The organism is Paenibacillus sp. FSL R5-0473, assembly GCF_038004565.1.
In the GTDB taxonomy this organism is placed as follows: domain Bacteria; phylum Bacillota; class Bacilli; order Paenibacillales; family Paenibacillaceae; genus Paenibacillus; species Paenibacillus amylolyticus.
Genome location: NZ_JBBORL010000001.1, coordinates 4,685,110 through 4,703,643, shown reverse-complemented (window position 1 = coordinate 4,703,643; position 18,534 = coordinate 4,685,110). Strand labels below are relative to the sequence as shown.

At 47.2% G+C, this 18,534-nt stretch carries 15 protein-coding genes; 12 read left to right on the top strand and 3 right to left on the bottom strand.

What is annotated here, in order from left to right; genetic code table 11:
• Positions 1-80: 80 nt before the first annotated feature.
• The 3 genes from MKY28_RS20705 to MKY28_RS20695 all read left to right on the top strand — a co-directional run bounded on the left by MKY28_RS20705 (position 81) and on the right by MKY28_RS20695 (position 4,317).
• Positions 81-1,889, top strand: a complete 1,809-nt coding sequence (locus tag MKY28_RS20705; protein ID WP_340936850.1) for an ABC transporter ATP-binding protein — start codon at positions 81-83, stop codon at positions 1,887-1,889.
• Positions 1,870-3,708, top strand: coding sequence for an ABC transporter ATP-binding protein (locus MKY28_RS20700; protein ID WP_074093724.1), 1,839 nt, complete (start codon positions 1,870-1,872; stop codon positions 3,706-3,708). The genes MKY28_RS20705 and MKY28_RS20700 overlap by 20 nt, the downstream gene beginning before the upstream one ends.
• Positions 3,709-3,981: 273 nt before the next feature.
• Positions 3,982-4,317, top strand: a complete 336-nt coding sequence (locus MKY28_RS20695) for a hypothetical protein (RefSeq protein WP_340936848.1) — start codon at positions 3,982-3,984, stop codon at positions 4,315-4,317.
• Positions 4,318-4,414: 97 nt separating this feature from the next.
• Here the strand turns inward: MKY28_RS20695 and MKY28_RS20690 are convergent, their stop codons facing one another.
• Positions 4,415-6,019: a bifunctional metallophosphatase/5'-nucleotidase gene (locus tag MKY28_RS20690; protein ID WP_340936847.1), complete on the bottom strand. Its 1,605-nt coding sequence runs from the start codon at positions 6,017-6,019 to the stop codon at positions 4,415-4,417.
• Between the two features lie 258 nt (positions 6,020-6,277).
• On the opposite strand from MKY28_RS20690, the gene MKY28_RS20685 reads away from it, so the two are divergent.
• The 5 genes from MKY28_RS20685 to MKY28_RS20665 all read left to right on the top strand — a co-directional run bounded on the left by MKY28_RS20685 (position 6,278) and on the right by MKY28_RS20665 (position 10,481).
• A complete protein-coding gene (locus MKY28_RS20685; RefSeq protein WP_373865020.1) occupies positions 6,278-7,276 on the top strand; it encodes a phosphate/phosphite/phosphonate ABC transporter substrate-binding protein in 999 nt (332 codons plus the stop codon).
• 177 nt (positions 7,277-7,453) lie between these two features.
• Complete coding sequence (phnC, locus tag MKY28_RS20680) at positions 7,454-8,251, top strand: phosphonate ABC transporter ATP-binding protein (protein WP_036606306.1); 798 nt, start codon at positions 7,454-7,456, stop codon at positions 8,249-8,251.
• A complete protein-coding gene (phnE, locus tag MKY28_RS20675) occupies positions 8,248-9,099 on the top strand; it encodes a phosphonate ABC transporter, permease protein PhnE (RefSeq protein ID WP_340389254.1) in 852 nt (283 codons plus the stop codon). Before phnC ends, phnE (MKY28_RS20675) begins: the two co-directional genes overlap by 4 nt.
• Positions 9,096-9,902, top strand: coding sequence for a phosphonate ABC transporter, permease protein PhnE (gene phnE / locus MKY28_RS20670; RefSeq protein WP_340936845.1), 807 nt, complete (start codon positions 9,096-9,098; stop codon positions 9,900-9,902). The genes phnE (MKY28_RS20675) and phnE (MKY28_RS20670) overlap by 4 nt, the downstream gene beginning before the upstream one ends.
• 318 nt (positions 9,903-10,220) lie before the next feature.
• Entirely contained in the window at positions 10,221-10,481 is a 261-nt protein-coding gene (locus MKY28_RS20665) for a hypothetical protein (RefSeq protein WP_340936844.1), read from the top strand.
• 98 nt (positions 10,482-10,579) lie between these two features.
• On the opposite strand, the gene MKY28_RS20660 is transcribed toward MKY28_RS20665, so the two are convergent.
• Together MKY28_RS20660 and MKY28_RS20655 are read right to left on the bottom strand one after the other, a co-directional pair.
• Positions 10,580-13,366: a DUF5689 domain-containing protein gene (locus MKY28_RS20660; RefSeq protein WP_445670930.1), complete on the bottom strand. Its 2,787-nt coding sequence runs from the start codon at positions 13,364-13,366 to the stop codon at positions 10,580-10,582.
• A 222-nt stretch (positions 13,367-13,588) separates the two neighbouring features.
• Positions 13,589-14,065, bottom strand: coding sequence for an RNA polymerase sigma factor (locus tag MKY28_RS20655; protein ID WP_036606312.1), 477 nt, complete (start codon positions 14,063-14,065; stop codon positions 13,589-13,591).
• 216 nt (positions 14,066-14,281) lie between these two features.
• On the opposite strand from MKY28_RS20655, the gene MKY28_RS20650 reads away from it, so the two are divergent.
• The 4 genes from MKY28_RS20650 to MKY28_RS20635 all read left to right on the top strand — a co-directional run bounded on the left by MKY28_RS20650 (position 14,282) and on the right by MKY28_RS20635 (position 18,521).
• A complete protein-coding gene (locus MKY28_RS20650; protein WP_036606313.1) occupies positions 14,282-14,995 on the top strand; it encodes a response regulator transcription factor in 714 nt (237 codons plus the stop codon).
• Positions 14,992-16,458, top strand: coding sequence for a sensor histidine kinase (locus MKY28_RS20645; RefSeq protein WP_340936843.1), 1,467 nt, complete (start codon positions 14,992-14,994; stop codon positions 16,456-16,458). The genes MKY28_RS20650 and MKY28_RS20645 overlap by 4 nt, the downstream gene beginning before the upstream one ends.
• Entirely contained in the window at positions 16,455-17,618 is a 1,164-nt protein-coding gene (locus tag MKY28_RS20640) for a hypothetical protein (protein WP_340936842.1), read from the top strand. Before MKY28_RS20645 ends, MKY28_RS20640 begins: the two co-directional genes overlap by 4 nt.
• A gap of 219 nt (positions 17,619-17,837) precedes the next feature.
• Positions 17,838-18,521, top strand: coding sequence for an ABC transporter ATP-binding protein (locus tag MKY28_RS20635; protein ID WP_036606319.1), 684 nt, complete (start codon positions 17,838-17,840; stop codon positions 18,519-18,521).
• Positions 18,522-18,534: the final 13 nt, after the last annotated feature.

Below are 18,534 nucleotides of genomic sequence, written 5' to 3'. Positions count from 1 at the left end.
GGAGAAAACAACATGTCTAATGGAGGCTCTGAGCTGGAACGTGTTATCGGTTTAGGGTGCTCCGAGCCGGAGGAATGCTTATGATCAAGCTGTTGTACTACTTGAAGAAGTACCGAGTTGCCGCGATTGCAGCCCTGGTCATGATGTTAATTGAGCTTGCGGTGGAGCTGGCTCAGCCTTATCTGATCTCCAAGATCATTGATAATGGGATTCAGCAGGGAGACTTATCTGTCGTCTGGTTATGGGGTGGAGTGCTGGTCGGCAGTGCTGTTGTGGCTTTTGCTGCCGGGATTGCGAGTTCGTTCTTTGCATCCCATGCAAGTCTGGGGTTTGGATACGATCTGCGGGAGAAGTTGTATGAGAAAGTGCAAACGTTCTCTTATGCCGTCTTTAACCGGTTCGCGACATCGTCCCTGATTACCCGATTAACGGGGGATGTGACCCAGGTTCAGGACACCGTCTTCATGAGTCTGCGCTTCATGACGCGTGTGCCCCTGGTGGTGATTGGTAGCATGATTATGGCAGTGATCGTGAACCCGAGGTTGGGTCTGCTGCTGGTTGTCATGGTGCCTGTACTGCTCATTGTTGTAGTGTGGATGATCAAAAAGGCAGCGCTGCTGTTCCGCAATGTGCAGCGCAGACTGGATGCCGTCAATGGAGTCATCCAGGAGAATCTGACAGGCATTCGGCTGATCCGTGTTTTCGTACGGATGGGCCATGAGATTGAACGCTTTGCCGGATTCAGCGGCAAGCTGATGAAAGGCACCATTTCCGCGCTGCGCTTGACGGAGACCACGATGCCGTTCATGCTGCTTATGATGAACGTTTGTATCATCGCCGTGTTATGGTTTGGACGAGTCGACATTGCCTCCGGTAATGCAACCGTGGGTGAAGTGGTCGCCGTCATTAACTACCTGCTTCGCACAATTGGTGCCATGTCTGCGTTGTCATGGATTCTGGTAACCTTCTCCAGAGCAAGCGCTTCGGCGCAACGACTGAATGAAGTGTTTAATACGGAGGACACGTCGGAGACTGAACAGACGAAGTCGTTATCAACGTCTGCACCATCTGCTGGATCTATGAAATCTTCACATTTTCCGCAATCTGTATACCCAGCGAAGAAACAGCGCGCTGTGCAGGGAGCGGTTGAATTCCGCAGTGTAGGCTTCAGTTATCCCAATAGTGAAATTACAGTACTGGATAACATCACATTTACGGCAAAAGCGGGGGAGCGTATTGCCATTATGGGAGCAACAGGCTCAGGCAAATCTTCGCTGGTACAGCTTATTCCGCGTTTATACACAGAGGATCAAGGAAAGGTACGGATTGATGGTGCCGATGCATCAGAGCTGGATCTGTCCATGCTGCGTGGTGCGATTGGTTATGTGCCTCAAGAGGTTGTCCTGTTTACCGGTTCCATACAGGAGAATATTGCCTGGGGTCAGGAAGATGCTACCTTGGATGAGATCGTGGAAGCCGCAAAGCGTGCGCAGATCCATGAAACGATTGAGAATTTACCAAACGGTTATGATACATTGCTGGGTCAACGGGGAGTGAATCTCTCCGGTGGACAGAAGCAGCGACTTTCCATTGCACGAGCACTGGTACGCAGACCAAGAATTCTGATTCTGGACGATAGCACAAGTGCGCTGGATGTAGCTACAGAAGGCAGACTACTCGATGCGCTGGAGGAATTGTCGTGTACCACGTTTATCATCACCCAGAAGATCAGTTCAACCACTTCGGCGGACCTTATTCTGCTGCTTGATGATGGACAACTCATTGGGCAAGGAAAACATGAAGACCTGATGGAGTCGTCAGAGCTGTATCGTCGAATTCATGAATCACAATACGGGGAGGGTGCACAGCATGTTCAAAGCATTCATTGAGCCTTTCCGTCAGCCACCGCCTCCGATTGATCCGGAGACGTTACGATCAGGTGGTGGTCGTAAACCCAAGGCACGGGCGAAGAACTGGTCAGGTACGCTAGGTCGTATCTGGACCTATCTGGCACGTCGCAAGGTTAAGCTGTCCATGGTACTGTTGATGGTGTTTGCCAGTTCCGCACTCGCTTTGCTTGGCCCTTACATGGTAGGGGTGGCCGTGGATGATTTCATCGCGGGGGAAGCCGGGGCAAGCTGGACTCGGTTTCTGATTGGATTAACCGCAGTGTACGTTTTGTTCTCTCTTACGTCTTGGTTACAAAATATATGGATGATCGAAATTGCACAGGAAACTGTGTTCCGCATGCGGTATGATCTGTTCTCCCATCTGCACAAGCTGCCGATTCCATTCTTCGGTAAACGCCAGCAGGGTGAGATTATGAGCCGGGTGACCAATGATATCGAGAATGTCAGCGGTACGTTGAACAGCTCGGCGATCCAGATTTTTTCAAGTGTATTAACGCTGCTCGGAACGTTTGGGGTTATGCTCTGGCTCAGCCCGCTGCTGACCCTGCTGACCTTTATCGTTGTGCCTTTGATGGCCATCGGTATGCGTTGGATTACGCGCAGAACGGGGCCGCTCTTCAAGGAGCGGCAACGTAATCTGGGTGAACTTAACGGTTATATCGAAGAGACATTATCCGGGCAGCGGATCATTAAGGCATTCTCCCAAGAGGAGCGAGTCATTCGCGGTTTTGAGGAACGAAATACCCGCATCCGGATTTCCGGTTTCTGGGCACAGACGATCTCTGGTTTTATCCCGAAACTGATGAATGGATTGAACAACCTGAGCTTTGCGATTGTGGCGGGCATCGGTGGTATACTGGCGATTCAGGGTTCGGTTACAGTCGGGGTGATTATTATCTTTGTGGAATATGCCCGTCAATTCACCCGTCCGCTGAATGATCTGGCAAACCAGTGGAATACGTTATTGTCCGCGATTGCGGGGGCTGAGCGCGTATTCGAGGTGCTGGACGAAGATGAGGAAGCGAAGGATGAAGGTGCAGCGATATCTCTGGACAAGGTAGAGGGAGCCGTTCGTTTCGACAAAGTATCCTTTGGATACGATGAAGGACGTAACATTTTGCATGAGATCAGCTTTGAAGCCAAACCGGGGGAGATGATTGCCCTTGTGGGTCCGACCGGAGCGGGGAAAACAACATTAATTCAGCTGTTATCCCGTTTCTATGATCCAACAGGTGGCACATTAACGGTAGATGGACGCGATATGACCACCATTCGGCGTGAGAATCTGCGGTCACATATGGCATTTGTATTACAGGATTCATTTTTGTTTCAGGGTACGATTCGGGAAAATATTCGGTTTGGCCGTCTGGACGCGACGGATGAAGAGGTGGAAGCAGCCTCTCGGCTGGCGAATGCCCACTCCTTCATTGTGCGAATGAAGGATGGATACGACAAAGTGCTCCAGGCCGACGGGAGCGGCATTAGTCAGGGGCAGAAGCAACTACTCGCCATTGCCCGGGCAATCTTGGCAGATCCATCGATACTCGTACTGGACGAAGCGACGAGCAGTATTGATACTGTTACGGAGATTAAAATCCAGGAAGGGCTGCAACGCCTGATGCAAGGCCGTACCAGCTTTGTTATTGCCCACAGGCTGAACACGATCCGTCAGGCCGACCGGATTCTGGTGCTGAAGGATGGGCAACTACTGGAGCAAGGCTCGCATGATGCATTGCTGGAACAAGGCGGTTTCTACAGCGAGCTGTATTACAGTCAGCTGCGTAAAAAGGCGCAGTAGACATTATGGATAATATGTGACATGTATTAGAAAACTTGTAGGTATGTAAAATGAGCAGGGATGAGGGCACGGTGCTCCTCACTTCTGCTCTTTTTGCATATTCCCTTGAAGGAAAATGGAAAACGGAACTGTGATTGTATGTTAAAATAAGGATATATTGGAATAGGTCCGTTTTTTGAAGGTTGCCAGCGGTTTGAAGCATGAAAATGAATTTATACACGTATGCCTGTAGTCAGTCATGTGATGCATTAAAAGAGAGGAGGGCAATGCGGAATGGAATTTAAATTTGGGAATGCTGCTCTTCTTTTTCCCCCTTTACACATTACGATTATCGCAATCATTATTATTTTCATTCTAGTAAGGTGGAGCAAGCAATTAGAAACAAGACGTTTTACGGTTTTCTTTTACTTTTTGATTAGTACGTTCATTACTCCAATTTATTCTCAAAGTACAACAAATGGTGTCTTTGAACTATGGATCCCGGCAGGGTTTATTTTGGTTTTCATTTATTTGATTCGTAGCGAAAGATATCATCCATCTAAAATGAAAGCGAGTATCTTAGGATTTTCAATAGCATTATATCAGTTAATCCTTCAATATATCGGATAACGGGACGTGACAGGACGGCATAATTCAACAAGAACAAGTAAGCAATAGGTTGAAAACAAAAGAGCAGATCCTGATCACAGGACCTGCTCTTTCTCATTTAACTTCCGATAACTTTCCAGTTATTAGCCTGCTCCACCGTTAACGGCTGGTGTCTGCGGATGTAATCTTCCACCAGTGCGGCCATGTCCGTGGCACCTTCGTGCAGTACCTTTTTGCCCGGATACATTGCATAATCCCCGCCGCCAGCAGCGCGGTAGCTGTTCATCACCACAGAGTACATGCCATTCATGTCCATTGGCTGAACTTCATGTTCCAACTTCACAACTCGACTGCCAACAGGTTGGGAGATATCTAGCTCGTATTCCATGCCAGCCCACATATCGTAATTATAATGTTGAGGTTTGGGTTCCATATAAGCCGGATTAACTGCCACCTCACCAGAAGCATTCACTTCAAAGTAACGTGCCGTTTGTTCCAGTGCCTCCCGGATATCCTGACCACTCAACTCCAGCACCGTCAGAGTATTAGGATAGATGAAGTTGGATAACACGTCCCGAACGGTGATGTGACTCCCGAAACCGCGAGCTTCTTCACTCAGCATGGCGGTATTGGAGAGCTGCGCTCCAGTCGCTTCCATCTGCACTTGATGTACAAAAGCAATGAATGGATGTGCCTTGAGTCGCAGAGCCGTAGCATTGGTGATGGATAAATCCCCAGCCACCTCGCCAATGGGTTGATCAAGCCATGCTTGTGCCTCAGTTTCCAGCTCTTCCGTCAGTTTCATGACGGTTGCATCAGGTTCAACCTCATGATGTTCATCCAGAAGTAACAACCGAGCCTGCTTATCTGTAATCTGCCATTTCCCACCTGATGATTGTTCCAACTGAATGGATACATGCCCCGCACCATTTCCACTGAAGCCCGGCTGAATGACGGTTACACCATGAATATTAGCGGTAAGCTGACGATGCTGATGTCCAGTAAGCAACACATCGATGCCTTCGATGTCTCGGCAGATGGCATAGCCTTGATTTTCTCCAGCTAACCGTTCGGTGGGCTCGCCTGTCTCCAGATCACTCTCAAATCCACCGTGATAACTGACAACCATTACATCTGGTTGTTCATGCTCATGGATATAGCTAACCCATGCACGAATCGTCTCCAAGGCATCAAGGAACTGTAAACCCTCAATATTTTTCGGGTGCTCCCAGTTCGGTATGTAGTGCGTAGTTGCGCCCAAGAGGGCAATTTTAACACCCGTAGACAAGGTTTTGATTAGATACGGAGGACCGAAGGCAGGTATACCTGGTTGCTCATCTTTTACAATATTGGCAGACAGCCAAGGGAAATTGGAAGCTTCAACTGCTCCGCGCAACAGATTCTGACCATAGTTAAACTCGTGATTGCCCATCACCGCAGCATCATAACCGAGTTCATTCAGTACCGTTATGAATGGATGTACCTCGTTTTTGGAAACCTGTGAAGCTGCATAGGAGGCCAAGGGTGATCCTTGTAGCAGATCCCCGTTATCCACCAGCATCAATTCAGGTGAACGTTCACGTTCCTTACGAATCAGGGAAGCCAGCAGGGCAAGCCCAGCCGGGCGGTAGGCATTGGTATTGTAATGAATGGGACGGATCGCCCCGTGCAGATCACTGGTATACAGAATATCGAAGCTTGCCGTATGGTTTGTGGATGTCATTTTACAATCTCCTCTAATATATAAGTTCAGATATATGGAATTACTATAAAACGGAGAAGAATGAATAGCTTGAAGAACCGAAGTATGCGCCGTTATCTCCGATGTTCTTCCTATATCTTCAACCATAATGAGCCTATTCTAACAGATACAAGTCGCGCTGACAGCCTGACAGGAAACTTTACAAAACTCCAAATTTCGTTTCACATCGCGCTAATATTTGGCAACTATAGTAGATAAGTACTGAAAAATAGAAACTCTTTGGAGGGTGTTCGTTTGAAGAAGTCTGCTTTATTTTTACCATTGTTGATTTTGGTTCTGTTTCTGAGTGCTTGTGGGTCTAGCAGTAGTACAACAGGTTCGGCTAACGGGGATAATTCGAGTTCGAATGCATCCGGTACGTCTACGGCAGAGACAGAGAAAGCTGTCGAAGGTTATGTGCCAACTGAACTGACGGTTCAATTTGTTCCTTCCCAGAACGCAGATACGCTTGAAGCCAAAGCGAAACCGCTGGAGAAGTTGCTTGGTGACAAACTGGGCATTCCGGTAAAAGTCAGCGTATCCACCGACTACAACACAATTATTGAAGCAATGGCTTCCAACAAAGTAGACGTAGGTTTCTTGCCTCCGACAGCTTATGTACTGGCTAAAGAAAAAGGCGCTGCGCAGGTTATCTTGCAAGCACAACGTTTCGGTGTAAATGATGAGACAGGTGCTCCAACCGAAGAGTTGGCGGATTCCTATAAATCCATGTTCATTGTAAAAAAAGATTCGCCGATTCAATCCATCGAAGATCTTAAAGGTAAAAAAGTCGCTTACCAAAACGTAACGTCTTCCGCAGGTTATGTATGGCCAGCAGGTCTGTTGCTGGACAGAGGCATTGATCCATTAAAAGATGTAACACCTGTAACGTTGAAAGGTCATGACCAAGGTGTTATCGCTGTATTAAACGGTGACGTTGATGCAGCAGCTATTTTCCAAGATGCCCGCAACACGGTAGCCAAAGACTATCCGACTGTATTTGAAGATACACGAGTACTGGCGTTCACTGAGCCTATTCCTAACGATACCATTGCCGTTCGTACAGACATGAATGCAGATTGGACTGCGAAGATCAAACAAGCCTTCATCGATATCGGTAAAGATACTGAAGGTCACCAGATCATCAAAGAAATCTATACGCATGAAGGTTATGTAGAGTCCGATGATAGCAAGTTTGAGATCGTTCGTCAGTATGGCGAAAAAGTGAAAGGTGAATAATTCTGATCCAAAAGTAGTTCGGGATCTGTTCACTTTGTTGTAGCTTTCTTGGATGGGAACAGCTTAATCGTAGCAATGGACAGGCCAGTTCAGCGTGATCTACGCTGCGCTGGCTTGTGCCATTATAGCAAGGACTCATGTATGGTTGATCATTATGAATGAAAGAAGGATATTGTCATGATTGAGCTTCATAACGTTACCAAAACTTACGCTAACGGCACCAAGGGCCTGGATAATATTAATCTGAAATTTGAGCAGGGTGAATTTATTGCTGTTGTGGGTCTGTCCGGTGCAGGTAAATCAACGCTCTTACGCTCCATTAACCGACTGCACGACATTAGTGAGGGCGAGATTCTGATTAACGGAAGTTCCATCACGAAGGCACAAGGCAAACGGCTGCGTATGATCAGACGTGACATCGGCATGATCTTCCAGAGTTTCAATCTGGTGAAACGGTCCAGTGTACTACGTAACGTACTCGCTGGACGGGTTGGATACCATTCCACCATGCGTACCATTATGGGTCGTTTTCCAAAAGAGGATATTGAGCTGGCATTCACTGCGCTGGATCGTGTGAATATCTCGGAGAAAGCTTATTCCCGTGCAGATCAGTTGTCTGGTGGACAACAACAGCGTGTGGCTATTGCCCGTGTATTGGCACAGGAAGCAAAAATCATTCTGGCCGACGAACCGGTTGCTTCACTTGACCCACTTACAACAAAACAGGTCATGGATGACCTGAAACGCATCAATCAAGACCTTGGGATTACGACCATCGTCAATCTTCACTTTATTGATCTGGCGAGAGAGTATGCGACCCGTATTGTCGGATTGCGAGCAGGCGAGGTCGTATTCGATGGTCCGGTGGAAGAGGCAACGGATGAGCGCTTTGCAGAAATATACGGCAGACCGATTCTGGCTGACGAATTGTTGGACAAGCAGGCTGTGCATGAGCAGGGAGAAGTTGTGGTATGAAGGGGCAGTCCAACGTTCCAATTCAGAATTCAGGCGGAGTGGGGAAGGAACCAGGTTCCAGCCCGGCTCAGGTTGTGAATCGCCCAAAACCGCCTGGGCGTACGAAACATTTGCTCACCTTAGTGATCATTCTGCTCCTTCTGTGGGCCAGTGCCAAGCAGACGGATGCCAGCTTCACGGAGTTGTTTGAAGGTTTTCCCAACATGCTGGATCTGCTGAAGGAGATGTTCCCGCCCCGGTGGAGTTACTTTGATAATATCGTGCAAGGCATGCTTGAAACGATTCGAATGGCCCTGATTGGGACAACCATTGGTGCGATTATTGCAATTCCAGTCTCGATTATCTGTGCCGGTAACCTGATGCCAAGTCGCTGGATCTACTATCCGGCGCGCTTTCTGTTGAACCTGATTCGGACCGTGCCGGATCTGTTGCTTGCTGCTTTGTTCGTTGCTGTGTTTGGTTTGGGGCCAATCCCCGGAATCTTGGCACTGGCTGTGTTCTCGATAGGTCTGATCGCGAAGCTGACGTATGAGACGCTGGAAACCATTGATCAGGGGCCGCTGGAAGCGATGACGGCTGTTGGTATGAACCGGATTCAGCTCATTGTATATGGCGTGGTGCCGCAACTGGCTGCCCAGTTCACATCCTATGTGCTGTATGCCTTCGAAATTAATATACGTGCTGCTGCCATTCTGGGACTGGTGGGAGCCGGAGGGATTGGACTTTACTATGAGGCTACACTTGGATTCCTGGAGTATGACAAGACCAGCGTAATCATTCTGTTTACCCTCGTCATCGTTCTGGTCATTGATTATGTAAGTACTAAGCTGCGGGAGAAATTGCTATGATGAAAAATGAAATAAGCCGCATCCGGCCTAAACCACGGAAGAACCCGCTACGCTGGGTCATTGTGTTACTGTTAATCCTTGTGTATGTCTGGGCGCTTGCCGGTGTACCGTTTACTGGTTTCAAGGAAACTGCCGATCAGATTATGAAAGCCATTGTAGCCGGAATTTTCTCACCGGACTGGGAGTTTGTATATTTGCCTGAGGGAGAAGACCTGCTGCGCGGACTTCTAGACACGTTGGCAATCTCCGTACTAGGTACTGTAATCTCGGCCGTGCTCTGTATCCCGTTTGCCTTCTGGTCTGCCCGTAACATGAGTGGGCATCGTTCCATCTCGGGTGCAGGCAAAATGGTACTCAGCTTTATTCGCACGTTCCCTGAGATTATCATGGCCTTGTTGTTCATCAAGGCAGTAGGCCCCGGATCGTTCGCAGGGGTACTCGCCCTTGGGTTGCACTCCATCGGCATGTTAGGCAAATTGTACGCGGATGAAGTTGAAAATATCGACTACGGCCCATCCGAGGCGCTACTTGCCTCCGGAGCCAATCGTATGCAGCAGTTGTGGTTTGCCATCCTGCCACAGGTTATGCCTGGCTTCCTGAACTATACATTGTATCGTTTTGAGATCAATGTACGTTCCGCGACTATACTGGGTGTAATTGGAGCAGGGGGTATCGGTACACCGCTGATCTTTGCGTTAAGTACTCGGAACTGGCCGCGAGTAGGTATAATCCTGCTGGGTATTATCGTGATGATCACGATTATTGACTTGATCTCGGGGTATATTCGTAAGAAGCTGGTGTAAGGGTTAATGTGGCGCTACGAATATACTAGATGATAAATTAAGATAAGTTGATAGAGGAAGAAGAGAGGGCTATTCGGTGCCGGAATATGGGCAGGGATAGTCTTTTTTTGTGTCTGCAAATAAACAACGGTGCGTTCTTGTTGCTCAGCTAACCGTTGAGGAATAAGAGGATTCCAAGAATATTTATAAGAATGATTGAATTATTTTCCAAATCCATGTAATATTAATAGGTTTCTATATAAAGGGAATTAAGGATATTAATTATTACTCCTGCTAGATACCAATACAAGAAGTGAGTTTTCAAAAGGAAGGTGACCTATGGAATTATTTCAATATATATGGATTGGGTTTATGGTACTCCTATTACTGTACAGAATGATCTTTCAGAAGTTTAAAAAACATAACAAAGAAAATATGGGGCTCAGTGCAATCCTGATCATTTTCACGGGAAGTGGTTATATGTTTGCACAGATGAACTTGATTTTTGTCATTAGTGTCATCGCCGTGGCCGTTTATTGTGCTGTATGGAACAGCATTCTATTTGTTAGAAATGGCTATGAGCCTGAACGTTTGAAATGAATAAAAAAAACCGAAACCATGTTGCCCTGTGAATCAGGCAATGTTGGTTTCGGTTTTTTTTAGTTGCTTGGTTAAACGTTAGGCTTCTTTACTGAGACTTAACTAGCCAAAGGCAATGCTTTAGTCACTTGAACCGTAATTGTCTCGGTGCTGGTTACGCCTGCAGCGTTGATCAGCTCAGCACGGTACGTGTACGTTCCGTTAGCGCGACCCGACAATTCAGTTGTAGCACTTTGGGAAGCTGGTGTTGCCGCGTTCAACGCTTGTGTATCAATTAATACATCATTCTCATAGAGACGGTATTCGGTTGCATTTGTACCCCACCAGAGGTTCATGGATACGTTATAGTTGCCGTCACCATCCCAGTTGTTTTGGGACAACGTAGCTTTGCCTGGAGCGGCATTGGTTACTTGTACCGTCAGCACGTCACTGCGTGTTGTGCCTTTGTCATTGGTCAGCTCAGCTACATAAGTATACGTGCCGTTGGCTTTGCCTGTAATGGCGGTTTTGGAGGACTGAGCCGATGGTGAAGCCGCAGTCAACTTCTGCGTATCGATTAGAACGCCGTTCTCATACAGTTTGTACTCAGAACCGTTTTCACCCCACCAGAGGTTCATGCTTACGTTGTACGAACCTTCGAACAGGCCAGTGGTATATCCATTATCAGAAGAAAGCACCGGTTTACCCGGTGCTCCTGCAGCTGGAGTGGAAGGCACTTCGCCGCCACCTTGCTCTTCAGCAGGTACAAAATCATTCAAACTTCTAGGTTTCAATTGATATACATCTTTGAAAATAGCGGAAACGCCTGTGATATCGATTTTGTCACCAGCAGCATAAGGGAAGGAAGTCTCCGTCACACCTGTACGGGTGTCTACACGGATGTGTGTGCTCGTTCCATCTGCTGTTACCGCGTCGAATTCAAAAGATCCAACTGGTGTAGCACTGATGATATTCTCAATCGTTACATTTTTCAATTGAACCAGTTGACCTTGGTTCGCATCTGTAATTGCAGTAACCTCGATTGGAGCAGGTACGGAAGCCGTACCTGTTTTCTCAATCGCAACGATATCGGTAAGCTCGAACTCGCTGTTATAGATGGTTGTTGCTGCCGTTACTTTCACCTTGTCACCTGCATGGAAGCCGCTAGTATGCTGGAATACGTAGATTCCAGCAGTTTCATCTTGAAGATAGAAGGCTTGTCCACCAAATGCACCTGGCTCTGTCGTCACAACACCTTCGATGGTTACGGTAGTGCCAGCAGCTTTGGTGCGTGCTTCAGCAACGGTGATCGCTGCTGGAATCGGTCCTTCTTCTTCCGGAAGCTGTTCTGCTGGCACATTGCCAACAGTCACGGCATTGGTGATCAGGTTGCTGCCATTCAGACGCAGACGCAAGCTGGCAGCGCCAGTTGTACCTGGTTTGATCCGGACGTTCAGATCTTTGATCCCGCGACCTTGGCTGTCCGAGGTTACACTGAATGTGGAGCTATACCCGTACGAAGTTGGCCAAGTACCACTTTCATTCTGGATCATGGCGACCTGTGTTCCGCCAGTCAGATAGATACCGGCACTATAACCGGATACGGTTGTGTTCGGAGCCATGTTCTCCACAACTACACGAATCTGGAAGTCTTCTGCATTTGGAAGAGTATCCTGTTTCACGAAGCTGTATGCAGCGTTCGCACTGGATGCAGGGCCACCATAAGAACCAGCCTTGAACGTGGAACGATCGTACCACTTATATCCGGCAGCAGGTGCGGACCAAGGTTCAGCCTGTGGTTCTGTGGAAGCAGCCGGCTCTTCGAATGGCAACAGCGCTGTAGCTGTGTCCAGTTCAAGTCCGTTCACTTCAGTTAGGCTTGTGTAGTTCTCTTGTGTAGCAAGCCAGTTTACGGTGTTCACGAGCAACACGGCATCATCGGCTTCTTTAAAACCGTCATAAGTTGTTTTGCGTGTGCCTGTCTCTTCACGCAAGTATTTTGGTGATGCATCTTCTACTGGAGAGGAGTCACCGATGAAGGCAGCTTTACCTGCGCCCAGCTTGGATACAGCCACGTAAGGACCTTCTTCAATCCCGCCGCCGTTGTAGACACCTTGGTCTACCGCGTTATTCCATTTTGCGTTGGTTTTTGGCAGGTACACAATACCTTTTGCCTTTTCCGGATCGGTGATTGCAAGTGTTGAACCGGCGTGCATGGCTACAGCCGATACGCCTTCTGTGATGCCGAAGGCTTGATCTGCCGGTACAACGATATTGGCGTTGATATCGCCAAGTGCGTTATAGCGGAATCGTACGCCAAAGTTATCGGACAACCAGTCCGAGCCGGTTACATTTTGCATCGCTTCAGAATTACGCTCATCGGTGCTCATACCTTTGGCCGGATCTTCGAATGCTCCCCGACGATAGCCGTTGATGACTTCAGAGCCATCCCAGCGGTTTTTATTACGGTCTGCATTATAGTGATCTCCAACAAAGAAGATGCTACCGCCCGTTTCAACATATTGTTTCAGTGCTGCTTGTTCGGATGTTTTGAAAGGAATTTGAGGCTCTGCAATAACGAATACGTTATACTCTTTCAGATCATCATAGGTAAATGGAGTTGTCTTGCGAAGTTCTTTGACATAGTAACCATCATTCGCGAGTGCATTCCCGAAGTCGGAGAAACCTCCATCAATGACCCAGTCTGCAGCTCCAGCCGTTTGGCCGTGAGAGTTGTCGAACAATACTTTTTTACCTGCATTTTGGTTCACAACCTTTGCCTGGATGAACGGTGCCGGGTCTGTCGGTCCTTCCGCATGAACCGATGCATCTCCGTTCCATAATCCGACCTGAAGCGGCAAAGCCATGGACAATGCCAGGAGTGATTTTAAAAATACTCCTCGCATACCTGTTAATTTACCCAACCAAATCCCTCCCAAATATTAGTTGATTCATGAGTTCGTCCATATTCTACCACATGAAAATCTCACATAGTCATAACAATTTGTAAAAATTAACTCGATATTTGTAAAATTGGGTCTTTTGACATATCCATAGGTATTTCGGTCCCGTCATAATCCATCCAATTCTGCGTGCATATTGATTTTACGCAAATAAAAAGCCATCTCTTATGAGATGACTTTGGCCCGAATTCGATTGACGGCATGGAAGACAGAGGATTTAATCATGCCTTCACTGCGATTCACCAGCTCTGCCGTTTCCTTAATGGAGTATCCATGGATGAGGCGAAGTTCTAATATTTTACGATGTTCGGTGTTGTTGATATGGGAAACAAGATCATGAACACCTTCGCTAATTTCAAGGTGGGATGTATCGACGTGATGGGTAGGTACCTCCAGACGGCTGTCTCGTCTGAGTGTACGGGTCCGCCTGCGGAAGCTGTCCATCGCCAGGTTACGGGCAATGCGTTTGAGATAATAGAGAATGCGATCTTCAGGGATATCCACGGTAACGTTCATTAGTCGAATGAAACAATCCTGTGCCAGATCTTCTGCATCTTGCGGTTGTTTGACGATATGGGATAGATACCTTGTGATTTCTGATTTATAGTTGATATAAGCATCATTAATTTGAGTGCTGTTCATATGATGTGAATCCCCCTTGGATACAGATCAGGCTTGGGTCCGGTCTGGTATGAGTCTCTTTATGATCCAAGTATATCGGGTGGTTGTTTCCAAAAGGTTCAGAGTTGTATCGGAGTTGTAACATTTCGTGCTTCCCTCTATTCAAGCATACGGCTTGGGATACAAAATAAAGGCAGATGAAGGAAATTCATAGAGCAGGGAGATTACGAAAGTATCATGAGACAAAAAGAGATTTTAATTATTGAGGACGAGGAGTCCATACGCGATATTTTGTCCTATTCGTTACGTAAGGAAGGATTTGAGATCAAGGAAGCAGCTACGGGAAAAGAGGGTCTGGATCTGCTTCGGGATTCGAAGCCGGATCTGATCCTGCTGGATCTGATGCTGCCAGATATGAGCGGTTTTGATGTGTGCAGGCAACTATCTGTGAACTCCAAGATACCTGTCATCATGATCACTGCGAAGTCGGACATGCTGGACAAGGTACTTGGCATGGAGCTTGGGGCGGATGATTATATCACGAAGCCTTTTGATATCCGTGAGGTGGTTGCGCGCATTCGGGCGATTTTTCGCCGGATTGATCTGATCAGCGAGACACTGGAGAATCAGTCCTATGAGGTGGTAAGGCTAGGCAAGCATATTGAGATTCGCAAGGATGAACGGGAAGTATGGAAAGACGGGGAACGGGCCGGACTCACGAATAAGGAATATGATCTGTTGTTATTTCTCGTGACCCATCATCGCAAGGTGCATACACGTTCTGAACTGCTGGACAAGGTATGGGGATTTGATTTTGCAGGGGATACCCGAACGGTGGACATTCATGTACAACGGATTCGCAAGAAACTGGATAGTGGTGTGCAAGGCATTTCGATGATTGAAACGGTATTCGGTGTGGGGTACAAGCTGAATATTCAGGTACAGACATGAAGTGGACGATCCAGTTCAAAATGGTGGTGCTATTCTCGGTCATTGTATTTATCGGATTCTCCGTCCTGTTGATTCTGTCCAATAAGGTAGCCCAGGAGAATATGTACCGGGAAGTGCATGAGGATATGGTGCAATCCAAAAGAAATCTGGACATCGCGCTGAATCAGTACTTTCTGATACATAATAAACGCATGAGCAGAGACTCGCTCGAAGCAGGGAGTCGCGAGCTCGCGGAGCAGATTGGATCAGCCGTTGGTGGGGAGATTACGGTATACCGTCCCGATGCTTCGCCCTACGGATCTGCTGGTAGCAAGGTTAACGTTGCTAAGCGCTCTGACCATCCTGATGTGGAGGAAGCCATACAATCCCGGATCGCTTATACCACAGTTGTGGATAAAGGTCGGGTCACAGCAAGTCTGTCCTTCCCGCTTCAGATGGATCAACAACTGATTGGAATTGTGCAGTTGGAGAAGGATTACACCGACTTGTACAAACGCAATCTCCGGTTCCAGAATACGATCAAGCTGTTTGCAGCGGTTATTTTCGTATTTGTATTTATCGCATCCATCTTTATTTCCCGGAAAATTACACAACCCATCCGTGTACTGACAAAACGTTCTGCGGAAGTGGCCCAAGGAAGTTTGAATGCGGACATTCAGATTACAACCAAGGATGAGATCGGTGAACTGGCTTCAAGCTTTACCGTCATGATTGATCGGGTTCGGGAGCAGATTGATGTGATTGAGCGAGAGCGGGACGAAGTGAAGCAAGTACAGGCGAGAAGCAAAGTCTTTTTTGACAATGTGACGCATGAATTGAAGACACCCTTAACAACGATTCTGGGGTACGCCCAGATTTTACGGGATAACGGATTTACCGACCAGGACTTTTTTGAAAAGGGCATGAATTATATCATCAAGGAAAGCCAGCGTCTCAACACGATGGTTGCGGATATTCTGGAGGTGTCGGTCTCTTCTGCGGTCATTCAGGCATACCGGTTCGAACGTATCGATATATCAGATATTATTCGTGAAGCTTGTGAGGACATGTCGATTAAGGCGAGCAAGTACAATATAGGCATTCACTATGAGCTGGAGGAACATCAGTATTTACAGGGAGATCGGGATAAGTTGAAAGAGGTCTTCCTCAACATCCTGGATAATTCGGTCAAGTACAGTGATGTGAACTCCATTATCGAAGTGCAATCCTTCCAGTTAGGTGATTCTATCGCTATTGTGATCCGTGATCAGGGGGAAGGAATCGGTGCTGAAGCGCTCCAGCATGTATTTGAACCCTTTTACCAGGATAAAGGAATCAACAGGGCCGAGAAAGGCAGTGCCGGGCTGGGTTTGTCTATTGTGAAGAACATCGTTGAGCGTCATGGAGGAACAGTGGAGATGAAGAGCATCATGCGGGAAGGGACACAAGTGAATATCAGTCTTCCGGGGGAAATGAACGCATGAGACATCCTGGATTTTGGCGTAAAAACCGTGACAGATTGATGCTGTCAGGGTTGTTGATCGCATTTGTCAGCGGGATTTTCGGGATTGGGAGCCTATTCAGTCTCGGAAATCTCAAACCAAGAACGGTGATTTTGCCAAGTGAGCAGTTCAACAGCCGTCTGGCACCACCACCGAGCAGTACGATTCAGATCGAGTCGGCTACCAAGATTCCAAATGATTTTGCGATCTTTGATTTTGAAGTGTTAGACCGGAATACGATTATATTTAATCAGCCGGAATTTTCCTATTCAGGGCTCAAGCTGTCTCTTCTGCATCTGGATGATAAGGAAGTGAAAAACATTGCGGCTAATACGGATTACGGTGTAACGATCAGCCCGGATCACAAGAAAATCATTTACTCCCAGTATCGGGCAGGTCAGACGCAGAAGACAACGTATGAGTATATGATACAGAGCGGGGAACGTCGCAAGCTTCCGTACGACAACTCGTATTATCGAGTGTTTGTAGGGAACGACTCCTACATCGGTCAGGATGATCTGTTATTTAAACAAGTTGATCTGAGCCAGGGGACGAGTCATGTCATCTACACGTATGAAGAGCTGATGAGCATGTTCACAGGACCAAAACAAGGGAAAGGTTCGAGTGATACGTTTATCGTGATGGATGTGTTGCAGGTCAGTGAGGATCACCAGCAGTTTTATATACTGGTGATGCTGAAAGACAAGTATGCCATCTATCGTGTATCGCTTGAGGATGAGCATGAAGTGAAGGCGTATGCTGCAATGGAAGACATTCAACAGTACAAGTTGCTGAAAAATGGTGACATGCTCATCCAGGGAACGATGAATAAGGTACAGGGGCTGTATCGGTATCATGCAGCAGAGGGGCAGTATGATCTGTTATTACAAGGTTCGATCTGGAGCTTCGATCTGGATGCAGATGAATCCCGAATAGCTTACTTTTTCCCGATGGACAGTCAGAATCAGAAAAATGAATTGCATGTTGCCTACCTGAATGACAGCAAGATTTCGTCGGATACGGTGATCTATCGCAATATTGATAACTTCATCAGTCTGAAATGGAATGACGATGAATTATTTGCTGTAAGCAGCTCAGTGGATAAAAGTGAAATGTACCGCTTTAGTTTCAGAGCCTGGTAAGCTGCGGAAAGCATACGAATATTAGAGACCTTGGTCTGATGGAGCTGGCGATATCTGCTCTGTGGACAAGGTCTTTTTGTTATGACATGTTACAAGTTGGATACAACTCGGGCCAGCCCGGATACATCTCCACCCTATAATGAAGAGGGAATGTGCTACGCGAATCTTTTTGAACAACCTCTGTACATATTTAGCAAGTAGAAAGGAAGAAATGCAGTAATGCTTCAAGTTGAACAATTATCCCACTCGTTCCGCAATGGCCAGGGAACTGTGCCGGTGCTTCAGGATATCAACCTGACGATTGGAGAAGGCAAGATGGTAGCCCTGTTGGGCAGTTCTGGTTCGGGTAAATCCACACTGTTGAATCTGATGGCGGGGCTGATGAAACCGGATCAGGGCAAGATTCTAATTGCGGGACAAGATATTGTACGTTTCAGTGAGAATCGCCTGGCTGAGTTCAGGCGCAGTCATATCGGGTTTATTTTTCAATCCTATGAACTGCTGTCCAATCTTACGATCCGGGAAAATGTAGAATTACCCTTGGTGTTTATGGGGATAAGCCCTTCGAAACGCAAAGCAAAAGCATTGAAGCTGTTGGAACAGGTTGGATTGGGTGAAAAAACAAAATTGTTCCCGTCCCAGTTGTCGGGCGGTCAACAACAACGTGTCAGTATTGCACGTTCGCTCATTACTGAACCCTCGGTGATCTTTGCAGATGAACCGACGGGAAATTTGGATACCGAGACGGAGGAAGAGATTATTGCGATTTTGCAGCAGCTTAACCGGGATATGAATACAACCTTTGTCATTGTGACACATGAAGCAGAGGTCGCGGAGCAGATGCAAGTTGTGCTTACCCTGCAACATGGAATACTGGTCGAAGAGGCTGTAAGGGAAGTTTGAGGCAAAAGGAGAG

Bases quoted from the DNA above. Each gene is read 5' to 3' on its own strand.
- MKY28_RS20690 (WP_340936847.1), bottom strand. From the start codon at position 6,019: ATGACATCCACAAACCATACGGCAAGCTTCGATATTCTGTATACCAGT.
- MKY28_RS20635 (WP_036606319.1), top strand. From the start codon at position 17,838: ATGCTTCAAGTTGAACAATTATCCCACTCGTTCCGCAATGGCCAGGGA.
- MKY28_RS20660 (WP_445670930.1), bottom strand. From the start codon at position 13,366: ATGCGAGGAGTATTTTTAAAATCACTCCTGGCATTGTCCATGGCTTTG.
- MKY28_RS20650 (WP_036606313.1), top strand. From the start codon at position 14,282: ATGAGACAAAAAGAGATTTTAATTATTGAGGACGAGGAGTCCATACGC.
- MKY28_RS20640 (WP_340936842.1), top strand. From the start codon at position 16,455: ATGAGACATCCTGGATTTTGGCGTAAAAACCGTGACAGATTGATGCTG.
- phnC (WP_036606306.1), top strand. From the start codon at position 7,454: ATGATTGAGCTTCATAACGTTACCAAAACTTACGCTAACGGCACCAAG.
- MKY28_RS20705 (WP_340936850.1), top strand. From the start codon at position 81: ATGATCAAGCTGTTGTACTACTTGAAGAAGTACCGAGTTGCCGCGATT.
- MKY28_RS20665 (WP_340936844.1), top strand. From the start codon at position 10,221: ATGGAATTATTTCAATATATATGGATTGGGTTTATGGTACTCCTATTA.
- phnE (WP_340936845.1), top strand. From the start codon at position 9,096: ATGATGAAAAATGAAATAAGCCGCATCCGGCCTAAACCACGGAAGAAC.
- MKY28_RS20655 (WP_036606312.1), bottom strand. From the start codon at position 14,065: ATGAACAGCACTCAAATTAATGATGCTTATATCAACTATAAATCAGAA.
- MKY28_RS20645 (WP_340936843.1), top strand. From the start codon at position 14,992: ATGAAGTGGACGATCCAGTTCAAAATGGTGGTGCTATTCTCGGTCATT.
- MKY28_RS20695 (WP_340936848.1), top strand. From the start codon at position 3,982: ATGGAATTTAAATTTGGGAATGCTGCTCTTCTTTTTCCCCCTTTACAC.
- MKY28_RS20700 (WP_074093724.1), top strand. From the start codon at position 1,870: ATGTTCAAAGCATTCATTGAGCCTTTCCGTCAGCCACCGCCTCCGATT.
- phnE (WP_340389254.1), top strand. From the start codon at position 8,248: ATGAAGGGGCAGTCCAACGTTCCAATTCAGAATTCAGGCGGAGTGGGG.